18 protein-coding genes are annotated in these 20,380 nt (G+C 66.9%); 8 read left to right on the top strand and 10 right to left on the bottom strand.

What is annotated here, in order from left to right:
• Positions 1 to 153: 153 nt before the first annotated feature.
• The gene (gene purT / locus NF876_RS10295; RefSeq protein ID WP_262268708.1) at positions 154 to 1,326 is read right to left on the bottom strand and encodes a formate-dependent phosphoribosylglycinamide formyltransferase; all 1,173 of its coding nucleotides are present in this window, start codon (positions 1,324 to 1,326) and stop codon (positions 154 to 156) included.
• 387 nt (positions 1,327 to 1,713) lie between these two features.
• Here purT and NF876_RS10290 point away from each other — a divergent pair, with 387 nt between their 5' ends.
• The 6 genes from NF876_RS10290 (at position 1,714) to NF876_RS10265 (ending at position 6,960) form a co-directional block, all read left to right on the top strand.
• Positions 1,714 to 2,019 carry a hypothetical protein gene (locus tag NF876_RS10290; RefSeq protein WP_262268707.1) on the top strand — a complete coding sequence of 102 codons (306 nt, stop codon included), beginning with the start codon at positions 1,714 to 1,716 and terminating at the stop codon, positions 2,017 to 2,019.
• A gap of 90 nt (positions 2,020 to 2,109) precedes the next feature.
• Entirely contained in the window at positions 2,110 to 3,030 is a 921-nt protein-coding gene (locus NF876_RS10285; RefSeq protein ID WP_262268706.1) for a DMT family transporter, read from the top strand.
• Positions 3,031 to 3,141: 111 nt separating this feature from the next.
• Positions 3,142 to 4,233, top strand: coding sequence for a type III polyketide synthase (locus NF876_RS10280; protein ID WP_262268705.1), 1,092 nt, complete (start codon positions 3,142 to 3,144; stop codon positions 4,231 to 4,233).
• Positions 4,234 to 4,241: 8 nt separating this feature from the next.
• Entirely contained in the window at positions 4,242 to 4,955 is a 714-nt protein-coding gene (locus NF876_RS10275) for a methyltransferase domain-containing protein (RefSeq protein WP_262268704.1), read from the top strand.
• Positions 4,952 to 6,106: an NAD(P)/FAD-dependent oxidoreductase gene (locus tag NF876_RS10270; protein WP_262268703.1), complete on the top strand. Its 1,155-nt coding sequence runs from the start codon at positions 4,952 to 4,954 to the stop codon at positions 6,104 to 6,106. Before NF876_RS10275 ends, NF876_RS10270 begins: the two co-directional genes overlap by 4 nt.
• A complete protein-coding gene (locus NF876_RS10265; RefSeq protein ID WP_262268702.1) occupies positions 6,103 to 6,960 on the top strand; it encodes an SAM-dependent methyltransferase in 858 nt (285 codons plus the stop codon). The genes NF876_RS10270 and NF876_RS10265 overlap by 4 nt, the downstream gene beginning before the upstream one ends.
• A gap of 99 nt (positions 6,961 to 7,059) precedes the next feature.
• Here NF876_RS10265 and NF876_RS10260 read toward each other — a convergent pair whose 3' ends face one another.
• Together NF876_RS10260 and NF876_RS10255 are read right to left on the bottom strand one after the other, a co-directional pair.
• Positions 7,060 to 7,593: an ankyrin repeat domain-containing protein gene (locus NF876_RS10260; protein ID WP_262268701.1), complete on the bottom strand. Its 534-nt coding sequence runs from the start codon at positions 7,591 to 7,593 to the stop codon at positions 7,060 to 7,062.
• A gap of 36 nt (positions 7,594 to 7,629) precedes the next feature.
• A complete protein-coding gene (locus NF876_RS10255; protein ID WP_262268700.1) occupies positions 7,630 to 8,553 on the bottom strand; it encodes a nucleoside hydrolase in 924 nt (307 codons plus the stop codon).
• 83 nt (positions 8,554 to 8,636) lie between these two features.
• On the opposite strand from NF876_RS10255, the gene NF876_RS10250 reads away from it, so the two are divergent.
• Positions 8,637 to 10,511, top strand: coding sequence for an adenine deaminase (locus NF876_RS10250; RefSeq protein WP_262268699.1), 1,875 nt, complete (start codon positions 8,637 to 8,639; stop codon positions 10,509 to 10,511).
• Between the two features lie 3 nt (positions 10,512 to 10,514).
• Here the strand turns inward: NF876_RS10250 and NF876_RS10245 are convergent, their stop codons facing one another.
• The 6 genes from NF876_RS10245 to NF876_RS10220 all read right to left on the bottom strand — a co-directional run bounded on the left by NF876_RS10245 (position 10,515) and on the right by NF876_RS10220 (position 16,474).
• Positions 10,515 to 11,840: an amidohydrolase family protein gene (locus NF876_RS10245; protein WP_262268698.1), complete on the bottom strand. Its 1,326-nt coding sequence runs from the start codon at positions 11,838 to 11,840 to the stop codon at positions 10,515 to 10,517.
• The gene (locus NF876_RS10240; protein ID WP_262268697.1) at positions 11,840 to 12,907 is read right to left on the bottom strand and encodes an ABC transporter ATP-binding protein; all 1,068 of its coding nucleotides are present in this window, start codon (positions 12,905 to 12,907) and stop codon (positions 11,840 to 11,842) included. Before NF876_RS10240 ends, NF876_RS10245 begins: the two co-directional genes overlap by 1 nt.
• A 6-nt stretch (positions 12,908 to 12,913) precedes the next feature.
• Complete coding sequence (locus tag NF876_RS10235; protein WP_262268696.1) at positions 12,914 to 13,705, bottom strand: ABC transporter permease; 792 nt, start codon at positions 13,703 to 13,705, stop codon at positions 12,914 to 12,916.
• Complete coding sequence (locus tag NF876_RS10230; RefSeq protein ID WP_262268695.1) at positions 13,702 to 14,550, bottom strand: ABC transporter permease; 849 nt, start codon at positions 14,548 to 14,550, stop codon at positions 13,702 to 13,704. The genes NF876_RS10235 and NF876_RS10230 overlap by 4 nt, the downstream gene beginning before the upstream one ends.
• Before the next feature lie 10 nt (positions 14,551 to 14,560).
• A complete protein-coding gene (locus NF876_RS10225) occupies positions 14,561 to 15,601 on the bottom strand; it encodes an ABC transporter substrate-binding protein (protein ID WP_262268694.1) in 1,041 nt (346 codons plus the stop codon).
• A gap of 159 nt (positions 15,602 to 15,760) precedes the next feature.
• Positions 15,761 to 16,474, bottom strand: a complete 714-nt coding sequence (locus tag NF876_RS10220) for a phosphoribosyltransferase (protein WP_262268693.1) — start codon at positions 16,472 to 16,474, stop codon at positions 15,761 to 15,763.
• A 96-nt stretch (positions 16,475 to 16,570) separates the two neighbouring features.
• Here NF876_RS10220 and NF876_RS10215 point away from each other — a divergent pair, with 96 nt between their 5' ends.
• A complete protein-coding gene (locus tag NF876_RS10215; protein ID WP_262268692.1) occupies positions 16,571 to 17,740 on the top strand; it encodes a M20 aminoacylase family protein in 1,170 nt (389 codons plus the stop codon).
• A 144-nt stretch (positions 17,741 to 17,884) separates the two neighbouring features.
• Here NF876_RS10215 and NF876_RS10210 read toward each other — a convergent pair whose 3' ends face one another.
• The gene (locus NF876_RS10210) at positions 17,885 to 20,320 is read right to left on the bottom strand and encodes a helicase-related protein (RefSeq protein ID WP_262268691.1); all 2,436 of its coding nucleotides are present in this window, start codon (positions 20,318 to 20,320) and stop codon (positions 17,885 to 17,887) included.
• Between the last annotated feature and the right edge of the window lie 60 nt (positions 20,321 to 20,380).

Below are 20,380 nucleotides of genomic sequence, written 5' to 3'. Positions count from 1 at the left end.
GCCAGCCCCCTGGTTCATTGTCTGACAGAGCTGAACGGTATGTAGGTGCCTCCCGGCCAAGTACCATAGGATGCGACACTCTCCCGGCAACTGTGACCGATCCGACACTCGGACCTTCCGGAGCGCCCCGGAGCGAGGCGTCATCGGCCCGGCTCACCCGCCATACTTGATCTGGACCCGCGCCGCCGCCTCGCGCGCCCGCTCGCGGGCGTCCTCGACGGTGCGGCCCGACGCCAGGGCGACGCCCATGCGGCGATGCTTGCGGGTGGTCGGCTTTCCGAAAAGGCGCACCTCCACGTCGGCATCGGGTGTCGCCAGAGCGAGAGCCTCACGCAATCCCCCGATGGTGAAGCGCTCGGCCTCCCGGTCGGCCAGAATCACCGCCGACGCCGTGGGGCCATGCAGCCGGACCGGCGGGATCGGCAGTCCAAGGACCGCGCGGGCATGCAGGTCGAACTCCGACAGGTTTTGGGACAGGAGCGTCACGAGCCCGGTATCGTGCGGCCGCGGCGAAAGCTCGGAGAAAATCACCTCGTCGCGGGTCACGAAGAACTCGACCCCGAAGATCCCGTAGCCGCCCAGGTTGTCCACCACCTTCCTGGCCATCTCCCTGGCGTCGCCGAGGAGCGTGTCGGTCATGGGGGTCGGCTGCCAGGACTCCTGGTAGTCTCCCCGTTCCTGGCGATGGCCGATGGGCTCGCAGAAGGAAACGCCCTCGCGGGATCGGATCGTCAGCAGGGTGATCTCGTACTCGAAGGCCACAAATTCCTCGACGATGACCTTCTTCCGGTCCCCGCGCATGTTCGCCACCGCGTCGTTCCAGGCCTGCTCGAGCTGATCGGCCGTGCGCACCGTGCTCTGCCCCTTGCCGGACGAGGACATGACCGGCTTGATCACGCAGGGCAGACCCGTGTGCTCGACCCCGGCCTTCACCTCCTCCAGGCTCTCGGCATAATGGTACCTGGACGTGCGCAGGCCGAGTTCGGTGGCGGCGAGCTCCCGGATCCGGTCCCGGTTCATGGTCAGCGAGGCGGCCCGGGCCGAGGGCACGACGGTCAAGCCCTCGGCCTCGAATTCCTGCAGAACCTCCGTGCGGATCGCCTCGATCTCCGGGACGATGAAATCCGGCCTGTGCTTCTCGATGGCAGCCCTGAGGGCGTCGGGATCGAGCATGGAGAAGACTTCCGTCTCGTCCGCCACCTGCATGGCCGGCGCGTTCGCATAGCTGTCGCAGGCGACCACGTGGCAACCGTAACGCTTGGTCGAGATCACGAACTCCTTTCCGAGTTCGCCGGATCCGAGAAGGAGAATCTTGGCTGTGAACACGGCGATGCCTTTCGTTGAGAGCTGGGCCTTGTACCCGAAAAACGCTGCGCGGGACCTGGTCCGCCGATCGCGTGGAACAGGCAGCGCCCTGACTCACCAATGAACGACCCGAGCCGCCCGGTCGAGTCCCGGCAAGGTCCGCTCAGGCTTGGATCGACTCGGTCCGCTCAGGATAGCGCCAGCCTCTCGTCCTCGCGACGGCCGAATGGGCCGGACGTCCGCTTTGGGCTTTTTCGTGGCGGGTCATGGATCAAGTTTGTCCGGGTAGCGTTCAACAGCAGCGGCAGGAACTGGCTTCGCTTGCGTTGGATGCAGCCCTGCCGTCTCAATCGCGCATTACGCAATCGGAAGTTCAATGGGTTAAGGGGTCTGCGCAGGAGAAACCCAATGCTTGCCAAGAAGAAATCGTCCGAGAGCCGGCATCGGCGCGTCACCCGGGTCGAACCTCCGGTCCTCGAGGAGGCGATCGTCGCCGCCCAGGGCCTGACGGACGACATCGACAGCCAGGTCGAGATCGCCGCGCAGCTGATGGGGCTGCCGCAGGACGAAGTCCGCCCTGTGGTGCTGAAGACCCCGGCCCAGCCGCGTCGTCCCGAGCGGATGCCCGAACGCATGATCATGCCCGAGCGCAGCGACGGGCCGAAGGTCGTGGTGGTGGAGCGCAAGCGCCCGCGCCTCGTCATGCCGAGATAAGTTCTCTATCCTGCCAGCTCGTCCGGATGCGCCGCACGACGGCTCCGTCCTCCGTGCCTCATTGCCGCCGTCCCGCGGGATTGTCCCATCATGGTCAAAGGTATTCTTCTCGCTTTCCTTGCCTTTGCCGTCTTCGCCTGGGGCGATGCCGTCGTGAAGGAGATCGGGCATGGGCTCGATCCCTTCGAAGTGACGTTCTTCGGCTATCTCATCCCCCTTCTCCTGTCGCCCGTCTTCATGAAGAGCGGTGACAGGATCGTCGATCTGGTGCGCTGGAACCGGCCATGGCTCATGGGGCTCAGGGTCTTCCTGATCGCCGCGACCACTCCGTTCAGCGTCATGGCGTTCCGGAGTCTGCCCTTCGCGGAAGCGTTCGCGCTCCTGTTCCTCATGCCGAGCCTCGTCACCGTGCTCTCCATCTTCGTGCTCAAGGAGCATGTCCGGTGGCGCCGGGGTCTCGCGGTCTGCGCGGCCTTCATCGGCGTGCTGATCATCGTCCGGCCGGGATTCAAGGAGTTTCTCCCGGGCCATCTGGCCGCGCTCGCCACGGCTCTGTGCGCCGCCGGCGGGGTCATCACCGGCCGGATGATCGGTCATACCGAGAAGCGCTTCACCCTGATCGGAACGGTCTTTCTGGCCACGACCGTTCTGGCGGGACTTCTGATGATCCCGGGCTTTGCCTGGCCCACCGCCCAGCAGTGGGTCCTGCTGCTGTCCTTCGCGGCGACAGCCTTCGTCGCGCAGGCGCTGTTCATCATCGCGACCCTGTACGCTCCGGCCGACCGGCTGGGAGCGGCCCAGTACAGCCAGATCCTCTGGGCTCTGGCGATCGGGGCGCTGTTCTTCGACGAATGGCCCGACGCCCTGGCCCTGGTCGGCATCTTCATCGTCGTGGCGGCCGGATTGTTCATCTTCGCCCGGGAGCAGACCCTCAAGCGCGGGCAGCCCCGGACGGATACCCCGGCCGAGGCTGTCCCGGCCGGAACGGCTGCGCCACCTGCGCAGGGCTGAGGCCGGGTGCGACTTGTGCGCCAACCGTCGTTTTCTCCACCCGGCAACGCCCTATTCTTCACCTGAAGGGCTCTGATCGCTCGACGTCCGGGCCAGGGCCGAGGTTGACAGGTGGTTTCCTTGGCAGGCGCGTATATCAACCGGATCGGCACTGCCGTCCCGCAGCATGACGTCCATCAGACCTTCATCGGCTTCGTGGACCAGTTTCTCCCCGACCGGAAAAACAAGCTGATCTTCCGCCGCATGGTTCAGCGGTCGGGCATCGAACATCGCTACTCCACCCTGTCTCCGAGCGAGAACCTCGAGGCGGCAGCCGACCGGGAGGGCTTTTTCCGGCCCGGCGCGTTTGCCGGGACCGGCGCCCGGATGCAGCGTTTCGAGACCCATGCCGTCGATCTCGCCCAGCAGGCCGTCGAGGCGCTCGAGCTGAACGAGGACCTATCCTCTCTCACCCACATGGTGGTGGCATCCTGCACCGGCTTCACCGCACCGGGGCTCGATCAGCAGATCATGGAGCGCTTGGGGCTCAACCCCTCGATCGAGCGGACCATGGTGGGATTCATGGGCTGCGCGGCTGCCGTGAATGCCCTGAAGGTGGCCCATCACATCGTCCGGTCCGAGCCGGAGGCAAGGGTCCTGGTGGTCAATCTGGAGCTCTGCACGCTCCACCTTCAGGAGACGTCCGACCTTGAGGTGATCCTCAGCGCCCTGCTCTTCGGCGATGGGTGCGCGGCCAGCCTCGTGTCGGCGGATCCGCAAGGCATCGCGCTCAAGGATTTCCGCGTCGCGACGATCCCCGACACCCGCAACCTGATCACCTGGCGGATCGGCGATGCCGGGTTCGAGATGAGCCTGTCCGGAGAGGTCCCGCAGCAGATTGCCAAGGCGCTGCGCCACGAGGCCACCCGCAACGACGAGGGCGGCATCCTGCGCGGTCAGCGCAAGGACAAATTCGATCTTTGGGCCGTCCACGCCGGCGGGCGAACGATCCTCGACGCGGTCGAACAGGGCCTCGATCTCTCCCCGGACGCCCTGCGCTGGTCCCGCGGCGTGCTGCGGGACTTCGGCAACATGTCCTCGGCCACGCTGATGTTCGTCCTGGGCCGGATCATGCAGGGTGCTCCCCCGAGCTCGAACGGTTTCGGCATGGCCTTCGGACCGGGACTGGCGGCCGAGACGTTCCGCTTCACCCTCGCCGGATAGAGGCCTCCATGAGCCGGAGTTTCGCCCAGCGCAGCCCCGAGACCGAGTGGATGGACACGGAGCCTGTCAGCCTCGACGATTACCGCGCCTGCCTGAAGGATCTGGCGGCCGTCAATGTGGTGACCATGACCCACGGACCTGTCCTGAAATGGCTCGACCGTGCCACCCGTCACCTGAACCCCAGCGACCGCGTGACGATCCTGGACGTCGGCTATGGATACGGGGACCTGCTGCGGCGGATCCATTCCTGGAGCCGGCGCCGCGGCCACCCCGTGGACCTGATCGGCGTCGATCTCAACCCCATGAGCGAGCCGATTGCGCGCGCTGCGACCCCCGCCGGCGTTCCCATCGACTTCCGGACAGGAAACGTGTTCGATTTCCAGCCCGAACGCCCCATCGATTTCATCATCTGCTCGCAGACGACCCATCACATGTCGGACCAGGAGGTCGCGGGCTTCGTGCGCTGGATGGAGCGGACCGCCGCGCGCGGCTGGTTCATCGCCGATCTCTACCGCCATCCGATCCCGTTCCATTTCTTTCGCGCGCTCTCCTGGGCGGCGCGCTGGCACCGCTTCGTCCGGCACGACGGGCCGATCTCGATCGCCCGAAGCTTCCGTCGGGACGATTGGGAGCGGATCCTGGCTGCCGCCGGTCTCGGACCCGGGACGGCCCGGATCCGGTGGTATCCCTCCTTCCGTCTCTGCGTGAGCCGGTTGAAATGAGCGGCGGATGGCACGAGGAGATCGTGATTGTCGGCGGCGGACTGGCCGGCGCGTCGGCGGCCTGCATCCTGGCCGACGCGGGACGTTCCGTTCTTCTGCTCGAGCGCGATGCGCAGCCCCGGCACAAGGTCTGCGGCGAGTTTCTGAGCATCGAGGCGCAGACCTATCTGTCCCGTCTCGGCATCGATCTCGATGGCCTCGGAGCAAGCCGGATCTCGCGCCTGCGCCTCGTCCGCAAGCGCGGCGCGACGGAGGTCTCCCTGCCTTTCGTGGCCAGAGGATTGTCCCGAAAGGTCCTAGACGAGGCCCTGCTGGTTCAGGCGCGCTCCCGAGGCGCCCGAATCGTCCGAAACGAGCCTGTCAGGTCCATCTCGTTCGACCGGACCACGGCGCGGTTCGCGCTTGCCGCCAGCCGCCCGATCCAGGCGGACACAGTCTTCCTGGCGTCGGGCAAACACGACGTGAGAGGCGTGAAGCGGCCGACGGCGAACACCATGGGCGATCTCATCGGCTTCAAGCTGCATTACCGATTGGCCAAGAGCCAGCAGCGGGCGCTCCAGGGCTGCGTCGACGTCATTCTCTTCTCCGGCGGATATGCCGGGCTTCAGATGATCGAGAAGGACATCGCCAATCTCTGCCTCGTCGTGTCCCGCCAACGGTTCGACGAACTCGGGAGGCGGTGGGATGCGCTCATCGCCCACATGGCGGACGAGTGCCCGCCCTTGACCGAGCGCCTGCAGGACGCGCAACCGCTCTTCCCGCGCCCGTCGTCGATCTTCCAGATCCCCTATGGCTTTCTCCATGCCCCCGATGCCCGCGAGCCGCAGGGCTTGTATCGCCTGGGCGACCAGGTCGGGGTCATTCCCTCGTTTACCGGAGAAGGCATGTCGATTGCGCTGCACAGCGGGTGCCTGGCCGCCGCGACCTATCTCTCCCATGGCACGGCCAGCTCGATCTTTCATCATCGGGTCCGATCCGACATCGGGCGCTCGATCCGGCTGGCCTCGGCGCTGAACCGCACCGTGCGCCATGAGGCGGGCCGGCACGCGGTGTTTCATGTGAGCCGGATCTGGCCTGATGCCATGCGCTATGTCACGTCCCTGACGCGGGTGCAGGAGGCCGCCGTGGCCCGCGCTTTGGCGCCCCCATGATCATCCCTCGGGAGCCGCAATCCTCCGCAGCCGTCGCCGAGCATTACGACGAGCTCGACCGGTTCTACCGCGACATCTGGGGCGAGCACGTGCATCATGGGCTGTGGACGACAGGCCGCGAGACGCCGGACGGGGCGGTCGAAGCCCTGATCGCGCATCTTGCCGACGCCTTGGCGCTCGTGCACGGACAGCACGTCTGCGACGTCGGCTGCGGTTACGGCGCGACGGCCGAATGGCTTGCCCGCCATCATGGTGTCCGGGTCACCGGGGTGACCCTGTCGGCCGCCCAGATCGGGCGCGCGGACCAGCGTGTCGTCGGCTCACCGCGCCTCCGTTTTCTGCGGCAGGACTGGCTCGCGAACACGTTCGAGGACGGCGCGTTCGACCATGTCATCGCGATCGAAAGCTCCGAGCACATGCCGGACAAGCAGCGGTTCTTCGATGAGGCGTACCGAACCCTGAAACCCGGGGGCCGGCTTGCAATCTATGCCTGGCTCGCCCGGGACCGGTCGCGGTCCTGGGAGGAGCGTCTTCTGCTCGAACCGATCTGCCGCGAGGGCCGGCTGCCCGGCATGGGCACGGAAGCGGAGTATCGCGCCTGGGCCGAAAAGGCCGGGTTCGACATGGATGGGTTCGAGGATCTCAGCCGGAGGGTGAGGCGCACCTGGTCGCTCTGCGCCGGCCGGGTGGCGACGAAGCTCCTGACCCGACCGGATTACAGGCGCTACCTGCTCGATGCGCGCTCGAAGAACCGCGTCTTCGCCTTGAGCCTTCCCCGGATCTGGCTCGCCTATCGCACTGGATCGATGCGCTACGGGCTCCTGACGGCCCATAAGCCGTCGGATAGAGCATAGAGCATCGGATGGATCCCAAAAGTGCAAGTCCACTTTTGGGTCCGATGCTCTCAACGCATTCTTTGACGGTGAACCGGATCCACTTCGCCGAAAAATGCTCTAATCTCGGGACTGGCGCGCTGCCCTGGAGAGTTGATCCGCGGTGTCGGCGGCTCCCATGGCACCGGCCAGCGCTTCGGCCGTGAGGCCGCCCGCGTCCTGCGCATCGAGAACCGCTCCCCGCGCGAGAAGCGCATCGACGATTTCGGTCCGATTGAACATGGCGGCGACCATGAGCGGGGTCTTGCCGCCTTCGCTGCGACCGTTGGCATCCGCACCGCCGTCCAGCAGGCATTGGACCGTGGCCATATCGCCCTTGAAGGCGGCACCGGCGAGCGGCGTCTGGCCACGATCGTTCGCGAGGTCCGGATCCGCCCCCTGCGCAAGGAGCACCCGCACCGCGTCCACATGGCCGTGGTAGCTCGCCAGCATCAGCAGCGAATCCCCCTTCTCGTTGCGCAGGTTCGGCGGCAGGCCCATGCGCAGCAATTCGCCGAGTTCCTGCGCCTGTCCGGCTCTCGCATGCTGGAACACCCGCTGGGCGAACGCGATGGTCTCCTCGTCCAGTTCGGGCTTGGGCGGTTCATTCTGCATCGTGCTCTCCGAGTCCCGCCTACGGCGCATCATGCGTCAGGCGGCAGTCAAGGTCCTGGCGAGAAGATCGAGGACCGCCGGTCCGTCGACGCCGGTGGCGACCCGAACCGCACTCCCCCTGGCGTCCACGGTCAACGCCCCCGCCTCCCCGGTTGATCCGGTGTTGACGACCAGGTGCAGATCCTCGAGGCGGAAGAGCTCAGGCGCCAAGGCGAAGAGCATCACGCAGGGGTCATGCAGCGGACGGCTCTCCTGATGCGTCTTCGTCTCGAAATAGGATTCGACGAGATCGGCCACCATGACGGCCAGAGGCGTTCCGGCCGCCCGCAAGGCCAGCGCGAACTCCCGTGACGCTCGCACCCGCCGGGTGACGTCGAGCGGCACCAGCACCAGGGGCAATCCCGACGACACGACCACCTCGGCGGCCTCGGGATCGGCCCAGAGATTGAACTCGGACCGCGGGCCGACATTGCCGGTCTCATGGATCACGCCCCCCATGGCGATGATCCCGCCGATCCGCCGGGCCGCATCGGGATGGTGCAGGAACACCCGGGCCAAGTTCGTGAGCGGCCCGAGAGCGAGAATCTCGATGGTGCCGGCGGGCTGATCGAGCAGGAGATCCGCGAGCCATGGGACGGCAGGCCGGCTCTCGGGCTGTCGGCCGGGATCGGGCAGAGCGACGCCGCCGATCCCGTTCTCGCCATGGAGGTTCAACGGTTCGGGTCCCGGCCGCGAGAGCGGCGCCGCTTCCCCCCGAACGACCGGGATATCCTCCCGGCCGGCGAAGGCGAGCAGACGGCCGGCGTTGCGGGTCGTCGTTTCGATGCCGATGTTCCCGGCGACCGTCGTCAGGCCGGTAATCGAGAACTCGGATGAGGCGAGAGCAAGCAGGATCCCGATGGCATCGTCGATGCCCGGGTCCGTGTCGATGACGATCCGCCGGGGTTTTGCGTCGGGCATGATGGGGCTAGAAACCTTGCTGTGAGTCCGTTCGATCGCTTATCCGACACCGGACGGGATTTGACCATAGCCACAGGTGCCCCGTGAACCCTTCAGCCTCGCTCCCCGACGATCGTCTCGTGAATGCCGCGGATGAGGTGGCGATAAGACAGGATCTGGTTCTGGTCGCCCTGGGCAAGAGACCTGCCGACCTGCTGCTGCGCGTCGGGCGCCTGCTCGACGTCCATACCCGCACCTGGCTCGACGATCAGGAGATCGCCATCCGTGGCCGCCGCATCGCCTGGACCGGGCCGGCGGGCACCTTCCCCGGTGCGGCCGAGGCTCGGGTGGATCGGCGCGGTCTTGCTGCGGTTCCCGGCTTCGGCGAGGTGCACAAGCATATCGAGAGCTCGCACCTCACGCCGGAATACGAGGCCGCGCTCGTCCTGCCGCGCGGCAACACGTGGACCTGCGAGGCGAGCCACGAATTCTCGAACGTGGACGGGCCTCACAACCTCGAATTCTGGTTGACCGCCCGGCGTCACGGCTCGCCGATGAAGATCTTCCCGCTGCCGGGATCGGCCGTTCCGCCGACCGCCTATGAATGGGGCGGCGGCCATTACGGCTACGACGAGCAGGCAGGATTCCTGAAAGAGAGCCTCATGGTGGCGGGCCTTGACGAGGTCATGGACTGGCCGGCCGTCTGGAACCCGGACAATCCCTCGCACCGGCGGCTCTGGGGCATGATCCAGGCCACTTTCGAGAAACGCGGCGTCGTGGAAGGCCATGGGGCAGGCCTGCGTGATCTGAATTCCATCAACGCCTTCGCGGCGGCGGGCCTTGCCTCGGACCACGAAGGTTGGACGGCCGAGGAGGTGTGGGACAAGCTTCGCCACGGCATCTTCATCGAGATCAGGCCGCATTCGATGCCGGAGATCATCTCCGGCCTCCTCCAGCGCGGCCTCTCCGACTGGTCGCAGATCGCCTTTGCGACCGACGACCGCAGCGCCTCGGACACCCTGCGGATGGGCGCCACGGACCACAATGTCCGCCTCGCCATCGAGACGGGTCTGTCCCCGGACATCGCGATCCAGTGCGTGACCATCAACCCAGCCCGCCACATGCGGCTGACGCCCTGGGTCGGCAGCATCGCGCCGGGCCGCTTCGCGGACATCGTGCTGCTCGACGACGTCGCGAAGGTATCCATCGCCGAGGTCTGGGCAGACGGCAAGCCGGTGTCCAAAGGACCGGACTATCTCGGCCCCCTGCCCGCCATCGACTGGCCCGACTGGGCTTCGCGGACCGTGAACATCCAGCGCCGGATCGAACCGAAAGATTTCGCCATTGCGGCAGCGCCGGGCCGGGTCACGATGCAGGCCGCCCTGCTGCGCCCGTTCCACTGGCACGACGATTTCATCACCATGGAGCTCCCGGTCGAGAACGGCGCCGTGCAGCGGGATCCGGGCCGGAACGTCACGAAGTTTTCCATCGTCGACCGCTTCTCGGGCGAGGCACATATCTCGCGCATGTTCTGGCTCGGCTGCGGACCCAAGACGTCCGACACGGCGGTCGGCTGCACGGTCGCGCACGACAAGCACAATCTCTGGATCGTCGGCTCCTCCGACGAAGCCATGGCCATGGTGGCGAACCGGGTGGCGGAGATCGGCGGCGGCTGGGTTCTGGCGAGCGGCGGCAAAATCCTGGCCGAAGTGCGCTATGAGATCGGCGGGCTGATGACGCAGCGCTCCGCGGAGGACCTCGATGCGGAGATGCAGCGGCTCTATGCGGCGGCGGAAGAGATCGAGTGGCTCTACGAGCCCACATTCTCGCCGCGCTGGTACCCGGGCTTCCCGGAGCGACTCCAGTTCGCGACCCTGACCTGCGCGCCCTGGCGCTGGGTCCTGGTGGCGCCCTGCGAGGCCGCCCCGCAGGGCTTCGTCAACGTGGCGACCGGGCAGACGCACCCGGTCGTCTGGTAGACCTCATCCGGCCGCGTCGATGCGGGCCATCTCGGCCTTGAACGCGGCCGCGATCTGCCCTGCGTCGCGCAGGACCTTCTTGCGCTCCAGGCTCTCGACCTGGCGTCCGCGCATGATCCAGCGGCCGCCGACCATCACGTCCTGCACGTCCACCGGCATGGCGGAGAACACCAGCGTGGCGTAGATGTCGTAGACCGGCTGCAGGCGCGGCGCGGACAGATCGATGCGGATAAGGTCCGCCTGCTTGCCGGGCGCGAGGGAGCCGATGCGTCCGTCGAGGCCGAGCACCTGCGCGCCTTCCAGGGTCGCCATGCGGATCACCTGGGCGGCCGGCATGGGCTTACGGCTGTGACCGAGCAGCTTCTGGAACATGGAGACCGGACCGAACTGGCTGAACAGGTCGAGGGTGTTGCCGCTCATCGGACCGTCCGTGGCGATGCCGACCTTGATGCCGGCCGCACGCATGGCCTCGATGGGGGCGATGCCGCGTCCCGCCTTCGCGTTCGAGCGCGCGTTGTGGGCGACGCGCACATCCGCCTTCGCCATGCGCTCGATCTCGAACGGATCGACGTGCAGGCAATGCGCCGCAATCAGCCCCGGACGCAGAAGACCCGCCTTCTCGACCACCGCGACGGGCCGCAGCCCATGGTTCTTGCGGCACCATTCCATCTCGCTGTCCATCTCGGCGAGATGGAGCTGCACCGGAACGCCGGGATGCGCCTCGGCCCAGCGGGCGACGCGGGCCATGATGGCGACATCGGTCGAATATGGCGCGTGCGGCGCAATGGAGGGAACGATCCGCTCATGCCCGGAGAACTCGGCCGCCAGCTCCTCGACAAGCGCGAAGCCCTCATCGACGGTCCTGTGATCGGGCGGATCGAAGGTCGCGAGCGTCTGGCCGACGACGCCCCGCAGCCCGGCCTGGTCCAGAGCGCGGCCGACCTCCGTCTCGAAGTAATACATGTCCGCGATGGTGGTGACGCCCGCCTCGATGGATTCGAGCGCGCCGAGAAGGGTGCCGACGCGGACCATCTCGGGCGTCACGAACTTGCGCTCCATGGGGAGCACATAGCGGAACAGCCGGTCGTCCACGTCCTCGCCGAGGCCGCGGAAGAGCGTCATGGCCAGATGCGCGTGGGGATTGACCATGCCGGGCATGACCACGTCGCCGCCGACGTCCACGATCTCGGCGCCTTCGATAGGCGGCGGCTCACCGGAGCCGAGCGCCCGGATGGTACTCCCCTCGACATGCACCCATCCTGGCTCGATGACGCTCATGGTCTCGTCGATGGGGAGCAGGCACGCATTCGCGATGAGGATCGACGCCATCACTCGTCTCCCCCGGCCGCCAGGATGGTGCATTGCTCGGGAACCGGCACGAGCTTCACCCGGGCTCCGGCCTGCAGGGGCGCCGTGAGGCTGCCGTTGGCCACGAGATGGCCGGCCGCGGTCTCGCATTGATACTGGTAGGCCCGACCGAGATAGGTCCGCAAGCCCAGCCGCGCCGGAAGGCCGTCGGCAGCCGCATCGGACGAAACGGTCAGGCCGTCCGGGCGCGTCGCGAGCAGGAAGGTGTCGGGAATGGTCCCGTACAGGCTCTGCGAGAGCCCCAGCCTCATCCCGGCCGTTTCGGCCGTCACCATGTCGCCGTCGCGCGCGACCACCTGGAACGGGATGACGTTCTCGAACCCGACGAAGCGGGCCACGAAGGTATTGGCCGGGCGCCGGTAGAGCACCTCCGGCCGGTCGAACTGCATCAGACGTCCGGCGTTCATGATGGCGACACGGTCGGAGATCGAGAACGCCTCCTCCTGGTCGTGCGTGACGTAGACCGACGTGGTGCCGTTGGCCCGCTGGAGCTGGCGGATCTCGACGCGCATGTCGACCCGGAGCTTCGCATCGAGATTCGAGAGCGGCTCGTCGAACATCAGCAGCGGCGGTTCGATGACGAGAGCCCGGGCCAGGGCGACGCGCTGCTTCTGGCCGCCGGAGAGCGCTCCGGGGGCGCGGTCCGCCAGGACAGAGAGCCCGACGCGGTCCAGCATCGCCATGGCTCGCCTGCGGCGCTCGTCGGCGGCGATCCCGCGCTGCTTCAACCCGAAGGCAACGTTGTCGAGCACCGAGAGGTGCGGGAACAGGGCGTAATTCTGGAAGACCAGGCCGATATCGCGCTTGTGGGTCGGCAGACGGGTCAGGTCGCGGCCGCCGAGCGTGATCGACCCGCTGGTGGGCGACAGGAACCCGGCGATCAGGCGCAGGGTCGTGGTCTTGCCGCAGCCGCTGGCGCCCAGAAGGGACACGAGCTCGCCTGCCTGGACAGAGAGCGAGAGGTCTTCGAGAACCCTGGTCGTTCCATAATGGGCGGAAACGGCTTCGAGATGGAGAGGCTGTGTCACGGAAAGCTACTTCGCTAGAAAGGTGAGGCCGAGGGTCCGCTCCACGATGGCCATCACGGCGACCGTGAGGACCATCAGAAGGACGGACACGGACGCGACCGTGGGATCGAAGAACTGCTCCACATGGGCGAGGATCTGGATGGGCAGGGTGCTGATGCCCGGTCCTGTCAGGAAGAGCGACACCGACACGTCGTTGAGCGAGGTGATGAAGGCGAGGATGAATGCCGCGATGACCCCTCCCCGGACATTCGGCAGAACGATGGTGAAGAAGGTCTTCACCGGAGCGCTGCCCAGGCTGATTGCCGCCTCCTCGATGGAGAAGTCGAAGGACGCGAGGCTCGCGCTGATCACCCGCACCACGTAGGGCAGGACAATGAGCGTGTGGCCGATGAGAAGGGCCAGGAAAATCGGCGCCCCTGTCCCGACCGTGAGCGACTTCAGCAGGGCGAAGCCGAACACGATTTCGGGCACGAGGATCGGCAGCACGAACAGGGTGCCGAGCCATTTCGGCAGCTCGACCCTGAAGCGGTTGAGCGCATAGGCGGCCGGGATGCCGATCAGGAGCGCGATCAGCGTCCCGAGGAACGCGATCTGCAGGCTCGTGACGATCGTTCGCCGGAAGGCACTGATCTGGAAGATGTTCTCGAACCACCGCAGAGACAGCCCCTGCGGCGGAAAGGTCAGGTACGTCGTGTCGCTGAGGGCCGCGCCGACCACGATGACGAGCGGCACCATCAGGAAGAGATAGACCAGCGCCGCGACGACGATCAGGAGGGGATGAGGTCTGTCGGACATCACGTGGCCATGGGGTTGATTCGGCGGGCGATGTGGCTCATTGCGAGAACGATGGAGATCGTGATCACCGTCATGATGGCCGCGATGGTCGAAGCCCCGACCCAGTCGAACGACACCATGGCGCGCTGCTGCAGCAGCGTGGCGAGAACGGTCTGGCGTTCGCCGCCGAGAAGCTGCGGGGTCGCGTAGGCCGTGAAGCTGCCGGTGAAGACCAGCACGGCGCCGACGATGAGTCCCGGGACAGCCAGGGGAAGCAGCACCTGCCAGAACGTCGCCATGGGCGAGGCTCCGAGCGACGACGAGGCCTGCAGCACATCCTTGGGGATGTTCTCGAGGACTCCCACCAGGGACAGGACCATCAGCGGCACGAAGAGATAGACCATGCCGACGATGACGGCGCCCTGCGTATAGAGCATCTCGAGCGGTTCGTTGACGATGCCGAGCGCGAGAAGGGCCTGGTTCAGGATCCCGTTGCGGCCCAGGATGATGAGCCAGGCGAAGGCGCGGACGACGACGCCGGTCAGAAGGGGAAATACGGCCGCCACGATGAGCAGGCTCTTCACCTTGCCCGGCGCGCGGGACACCACATAGGCGGTCATGAAGCCGAAGATCAGGGAGATGACCGTCGTGAAGGCCGAGATCTGCAGCGTCCGGAACAGGACGGTCGTGCGGAAGCCGCTGTTGAAATAGGAAATGTAGGGAGCGAAGACCCCGCGGGGATCCATGAAGGTGCCGGCGATCACAGCCCCGATCGGCACGATCAGGAACGCCACCACGGCGAGCGTGGCAGGCGCCGTCAGCGCCCACCCGGTTGCGCCGTTCCGGCGCCAGAAGCGTCTTGCTGTCATGATGGCCGGTTTATTTCCCGAAGACCTCGCTCCAGGCGTCGAGCCAGTCGCCCTTGGCCGCGTTGAGCTTTTCGTAGTCGAGACGCTTCAGCGACGAGATCATCTTCTGGCCATAGGTCCAGCGGGCGGCCTCCTCGGGCTTCAGCTGAACGGCGGTGGCCACCGGAGCATCCACGCCCCGCTCGGCCAGGGTCTGCTGGATCTTGGGATCCAGGATGAAGTTGATGAACTGGTGCGCCAGTTCGGGGTTCGCGGCTCCCTTGGCAATGTTGACCATGTTCAGGGTGGCGTAGTCGCCCTCCTTCAGCTCGGCCCAGCGCACGGTCGGGACCGCGGCCTGGATCTGGGCCAGGGTGAAGTCCTGGGCCATGGCCACCGAGACCTCGCCGGTGGAGAACAGGTTCACGAGCTCCGAACCCGTATTGTAGTTCTTCACCACGTTGGGCTTCAGCTGCTCGAGCGCCTTGAAGGCCGCGCTCTCGTCCTTGTACGGATCGACGCCGGCCTTGTTGGCCGCGACGAGAACCGTCATCGGGCCCGCCGTGGTGGTGATGCCCGGCAGCGAAACGCGGCGCTTGAGATCGTCGCGCCACAGGTCGTTCCAGGACGTGATCGGGGCCGACACCTTGGCGCTGTCGTAGATGATGCCGACCCGTCCGATGGTGTAGGCCGGGCCGTATTTGCCCTGCGGCTCCTTGGCGAGATCGTAGATGCCGTTGACGTTGGGGATCTTCGAGCGGTCGACCGGCTGGAACAGTCCTTCCTGGATCCCGAGCTGCGAATAGCTGTCGGTCAGGTAGACGACGTCCACGCCGCTGCCGCCGCGGATCTTGATCTTGTTCAGGCGGTCGGCGTTGTTGCCCGTCTCGAAGACCAGCTCGCAGCCGCACTGGGCGCGGAAGGGCTTGAGAATGATTTCTTCCAGCTTGTCACCGTTGAAGCCCCACCAGGAGATCGTCAGCGTCTTGTTCTGGGCCATGGCCGGGGCCCCGGCCAGCGCGGTCAGAACAAACGCCATGCCCGCCAAAGGTTTCTGCCAACGCCCTGTCATCTGAGTGTCTCCCGGGTTCACTGTTTCACGGCCAAGGAAAGGGTGCCGATGCCCTTTACGCGGTCGTTGACCGCCCTGTGGGGTCCACGCATTAACACAACCACGGCCTCTGGAAAGCCCCGCACGTCGGGGACCCTGCCCACCTTACAGCCATTCTGCTCAAAAAACTTGCAAATCGATGTCGGCCTGTTGGGGAGTCCAGCCTCCGGCCGGGTTCCGCTTCAGGCGCGGTGTCCGGAGCACTCCCACGACCCGGTCCCGTGCTCCGGGATAGACGGCCGAAACCGGCTCCTGCCACGCATTCGTCTGCAGCATCGCCGCCCCGATGGCGACGGGTCGGACGCCGCAGGCGTCGAGCAGCCGCAGGGCGGCGACGATGGAGCGGCCGCTGCTGATCACGTCGTCCACGAGCAGCACGCGCCGGTTTTCCACCAGCGGCAGCATGCGCGGATCGAGATAGAGGCGCTTCACCTGCTCGGGGCTCGTGATGGAGCTCATCGGGACGGAGAGCTCCTCGCGGTACCAGAACTTGCGCGAGGTCCCGAGCGGCACGTAGCGGGCGTGTCCCAGCCTCTTCGCGGTGCCGCTCGCCAGAGTCAGGCCCAGGGTCGGCAGTCCGACCACCACCTCCGGGTCGAAGGGTCGGGCCAGTTCGGCGAGGCCGGCGCACAGGGCTTCCTCGACCGCGAAGCCCGCCTGGTTGATGATGAGCGACGCCAGCGCGTGATCTCCGTCAGCCAGCTCGCGGATCGGGAGGCGCAGTTGGCGCCCATCCGCGAACTCGGCCGGGAAGAACCCGCGAAGCCCGTCGGAGGGCGACCGCTCGAAGGTCCGAGGCGGGTGGATCTCCTGCCAGAAGTCGTGCGGCTGCATCGCTCGTCTCGTTCCTTGGGTCGCACAGGATGATTGTGGTGGGTCTTCAGCCGCGTTATCGAACGATTCCGGCCGCAAATCCAGGACCACATCGCGATGCCCCGACAGGACCTCATTCAAGCGGATCTCTCCTTCCTGCGCGAACTCCGCCAGGATCTCCATGCTCATCCGGAGCTGGGTTTCGAGGAGGAGCGCACGAGCGGGATCGTGGCCTCCCTGCTGGAAGAGGCCGGTCTTCGGGTGCATCGGGGCCTGGGGAAGACGGGCGTCGTCGGCACCTTGCAGATCGGCGACGGCGCCCGGACCATCGGCCTGCGCGCCGACATGGACGCCCTCGCCATGCCGGAGCAGGCGGAGCGTCCCTACAAGTCGAGAGTTGCCGGAAAGATGCATGCCTGCGGTCATGACGGCCATACGACGCTGCTCCTCGGAGCGGCCCGTCATCTGGCCAAGACCCGCAACTTTTCCGGCACGGTGCATTTCATCTTCCAGCCGGCCGAGGAAGGCCGCGGCGGTGCCAAGAAGATGGTCGAGGACGGCCTGTTCGACCTCTTTCCCTGCGACGCCGTCTACGGGCTGCACAACATGCCCGGACTGGCGATCGACGAAATGGCCGTTACCGCGGGCCCGCAGCTCGCCTCGTCGGATACCTGGCTCGCGACCTTCAAGGGCATCGGGACTCACGGGGCGAAACCTCATCTCGGCAAGGACCCGATCACGGCGAGCGGCCATTTCCTCTCCGCGCTCCAGACGATCGTCGGCCGGGTGGTCAATCCGCTCCAGCCCGCCGTGGTGAGCGCCTGCTCCGTCCAGGCCGGCGATCCGCGGGCGCTCAACGTCATTCCGGACGTGGTGGAGATCGGCGGAACGGCGCGAGCCTATTCCGCACATGTGCGCGATCAGCTCGAAGAGGAGATCGAGCGTCTGGCGCGCGGGGTCGCGGCGATGTTCGGGATCGAGGCGTCATACGAATTCCGCCGCCGCATCCCGCCGGTCGTCAACCAGGCCGATGCCACGGCCCGTGCGCTCGAAGCGGCGCGGGCCGTGTGTGGCGCCAAGGTCGTGACGGATTTCGAGCCCTCGACCGCAGGCGACGACTTCGCGTTCTTCAGCGAGGCCGCACCCGGGGCCTATGTCTGGCTCGGCAACGGGCCTGCCGTCGACGGAGCCCTGCACCACAACACGGCTTACGACTTCAACGACGAGGCCATTCCGACCGGCGTTGCCTTCTGGGTCGCCCTCGTGGAGCAGGAACTGGCGGCTTGAGGCTTACCGGCGGTCTGCATGCTCCGTCATCACCGGGCCCGTCCCGGTGATCCCGATGCCGTGAAGCGCCGCGCTCAATCGCATCGGGATGGCCGGCACGAGCCGGGCCATGGCATTCAAACGGCAGCCCTCGAGGTCTGGTGCTCACCGGCCCCCGGCACGATAGGTTTCCGCCTCGCCCGCGGGAGCCTCGTCCCGACCGCGGCGCCTGTTCTTCTGCCGTCGGGGCTTCGCGCTCCGGTCGCGCCGCACCTTCTCGTCGGGTCTCCGGCGGTGCGACACGGAGGTCGCAACGAGCTTCTCCTCGATCTTCGCATTGAGGCTCGCGCGCAGGTCGACCACCGCATCCACATCCTCGAAGACCTGCGGGTAGCGCTGCGCCAGCCACAGCCAGCTGGTGGCGATCTTCACCCTGGCTTCCAGCTTGAGAAGATCCGTGTTCACGCCGAAATCCGGAGCCTGGACCCGGCCGTGCGCCGCATGCTGCCGCGCCCAGTCGAGGAGGAGCTCGACCGCCAGCCGCTCGCGACCGTCGACCGGCGCCATGGAATAGGACAGGCGGTCGAGGATCGGCATGTCCACCGTATCGAGGAGCGATGCCAGCTCGATCATCTCGTCCATGTCGGCCATGCGCAGGTCAGGGTGCCCTGCGACGAGGGTGTCGTTCAGGTGGCGCAGCACGCGGCCGAGGCGGTCCGTCTGCAGGACCTCGCTTGCGGACAGCACGGTCTCCTGGTTCGGACGGACGAACGCCTTGCCGCGCAGCTTCGCGGCATCCCCGTTCAGCGCGTTGCGGATGACAGTCTCGACCTGCGCATAGGCTCCGACCTCCGGCAGCGCCGTCACGAGGCCCTCGTCGTGGTGGCCGAAGCGCCCTGCCCGGCCGGCAATCTGCTTGATCTCCATGGCGTTGAGCTGCCGCTCCCGCACGCCGTCGAACTTGCGCAGCGTCGAGAACACGATCCGCCTCAGCGGGCCGATGTTCAACCCCATGCCGATGGCATCGGTTGCGACGAGAACGTCCGCCTCGCCGTTGCGGAACCGCGCAGCCTCGGCACGGCGGACCTCCGGCCCGAGGGCGCCATAGACGGTGGCCACCGTGCGCCCGGCCGCGACCAGGCGCGTGCGCAGATCGTGCACGTCGCGGCGGGTGAAGGCCACGACCGCGTCGCCCCGCATCAGCTTGTTGAGATTGGCCGGAACACCATCGACGCGCAGCTTGCCCTTGCGCTTGAGGATCTTCACCTCCAGCGGCTCGCCGGTCATGGCAAGCAGGTGCTCCACGAGGGGGATCGCCTCGGGTGCGCCGGTCAGGACCACGAGCTTCGCCGGCGCTCCGACCATCGCCTGGGTCCAGGCCCAGCCGCGGCTCGGGTCGCCCAGCATCTGGACCTCGTCGATCACGCACACGTCGACCACCCGGTGCAGATCCAGGGTCTCGATGGTGCGGGCGATATGGGTCGCGCCTTCCGGAAGCACACGCTCCTCACCGGTGATCATGCCGGTCGCGAAGCCCTGCTCATTCATGCGTTCGTAATGCTCGAGCGCGAGGAGCCGCAGGGGCGACAGGATCTCGGCCGACTGAGCCTCGCCGGCGAGCCTGAGCGCCTCGTGGGTCTTGCCCGAATTGGTCGGCCCCGCCAGGAACAGGAACCGGCGGTTCAGGGACCGCGCCACGGGGAAGATCGCCGCATAGCTCTCGTAGCCCGACGCCTCCCGGATCTGCGCCTCGCGCAGGTGCCGCAGCCGCCGGGCGGCCGCCTTGGAGCGGAAATCGTCGAGCTTCTGCCGGAGCTTGCGCCCGGCTCCCGCGGGACCGCTCTTGTCCGAGGCATGGATCCGGTCGAGCCTTTCGAGGGCCGAGCGGATGCCGCCGAGGATCGCCTGCCGCTCGTTCGCATCCTCATAGGCATCGAGATAGGTCTCGAGTTCGTCGCGCCAGGCGGCCAGCTCCTGCTCGCAGGCGGCAAAGGTTGCATCCTGGAGCGCGATCAGGCGAGCCTCGAGCGCCTCGGACGCGGCCGCGAGCTCGGTCCGCTCCACGCGCGCCGGCGCGAGCACGACCGCCGCGACCTCGACCGGTTCGGCGAACGCGTACTCGACCGCGATGTCGACGGGAACGCCGTCCGGGAGGATCTGCATGGGCCGGCTGAACACCGCCCGGTATCCGGCGAAGACCCGCTCCGGCTTCCAGCGACCGCTCTCGATCCGGCGGATGTCTTCGGCGACATAGATCCCGGTGTTCTTCCGAACCGGAGCGAGAATGCTCTGCCGGCGGCGATGTGCGGCTTCATCCACGGGTTGGGTCCTGTCCTCGTCCGCGTTCCGGCGGGCAGGTCCATTGCGCTCGGGCGTCTCGCCTCCTTGCATGCGCCAGGCCGGAACCTCGGCCGCCAGCGCGGCGACCACGTCCGGATCGAACATGGGAGCCTCGAAGCTGCGTCCGCGCTTCTGGAAGGTCCGGCGCTCGGCCACGGGGATCAGACCGGCGTCGATCCAGCGCTCGCATTCGGCCGCGCTGGCGAGCAGGATCCCGGGCAGGTGATTGAGACTGACGAGATGTTTCGACTTCTTGGACATTCAGACTTTCGCTGACCGGAGCAGCCCAGGCGGGGCCGCCCCGGTCCATTTGAGGAGCGC

Source organism: Microvirga yunnanensis (genome assembly GCF_025460875.1).
The sequence above is the reverse complement of the archived record's forward strand: the minus strand, read 5'-3'. Positions and strand labels throughout refer to the sequence as shown.

Excerpts from the sequence above, each read along its gene's own strand:
- NF876_RS10290 (WP_262268707.1), top strand. The coding sequence starts at position 1,714 with ATGCTTGCCAAGAAGAAATCGTCCGAGAGCCGGCATCGGCGCGTCACC.
- NF876_RS10285 (WP_262268706.1), top strand. The coding sequence starts at position 2,110 with ATGGTCAAAGGTATTCTTCTCGCTTTCCTTGCCTTTGCCGTCTTCGCC.
- NF876_RS10275 (WP_262268704.1), top strand. The coding sequence starts at position 4,242 with ATGAGCCGGAGTTTCGCCCAGCGCAGCCCCGAGACCGAGTGGATGGAC.
- NF876_RS10270 (WP_262268703.1), top strand. The coding sequence starts at position 4,952 with ATGAGCGGCGGATGGCACGAGGAGATCGTGATTGTCGGCGGCGGACTG.
- NF876_RS10265 (WP_262268702.1), top strand. The coding sequence starts at position 6,103 with ATGATCATCCCTCGGGAGCCGCAATCCTCCGCAGCCGTCGCCGAGCAT.
- NF876_RS10260 (WP_262268701.1), bottom strand. The coding sequence starts at position 7,593 with ATGCAGAATGAACCGCCCAAGCCCGAACTGGACGAGGAGACCATCGCG.
- NF876_RS10255 (WP_262268700.1), bottom strand. The coding sequence starts at position 8,553 with ATGCCCGACGCAAAACCCCGGCGGATCGTCATCGACACGGACCCGGGC.
- NF876_RS10245 (WP_262268698.1), bottom strand. The coding sequence starts at position 11,840 with ATGGCGTCGATCCTCATCGCGAATGCGTGCCTGCTCCCCATCGACGAG.
- NF876_RS10230 (WP_262268695.1), bottom strand. The coding sequence starts at position 14,550 with ATGACAGCAAGACGCTTCTGGCGCCGGAACGGCGCAACCGGGTGGGCG.
- NF876_RS10225 (WP_262268694.1), bottom strand. The coding sequence starts at position 15,601 with ATGACAGGGCGTTGGCAGAAACCTTTGGCGGGCATGGCGTTTGTTCTG.
- NF876_RS10220 (WP_262268693.1), bottom strand. The coding sequence starts at position 16,474 with ATGCAGCCGCACGACTTCTGGCAGGAGATCCACCCGCCTCGGACCTTC.
- NF876_RS10215 (WP_262268692.1), top strand. The coding sequence starts at position 16,571 with ATGCCCCGACAGGACCTCATTCAAGCGGATCTCTCCTTCCTGCGCGAA.
- NF876_RS10210 (WP_262268691.1), bottom strand. The coding sequence starts at position 20,320 with ATGTCCAAGAAGTCGAAACATCTCGTCAGTCTCAATCACCTGCCCGGG.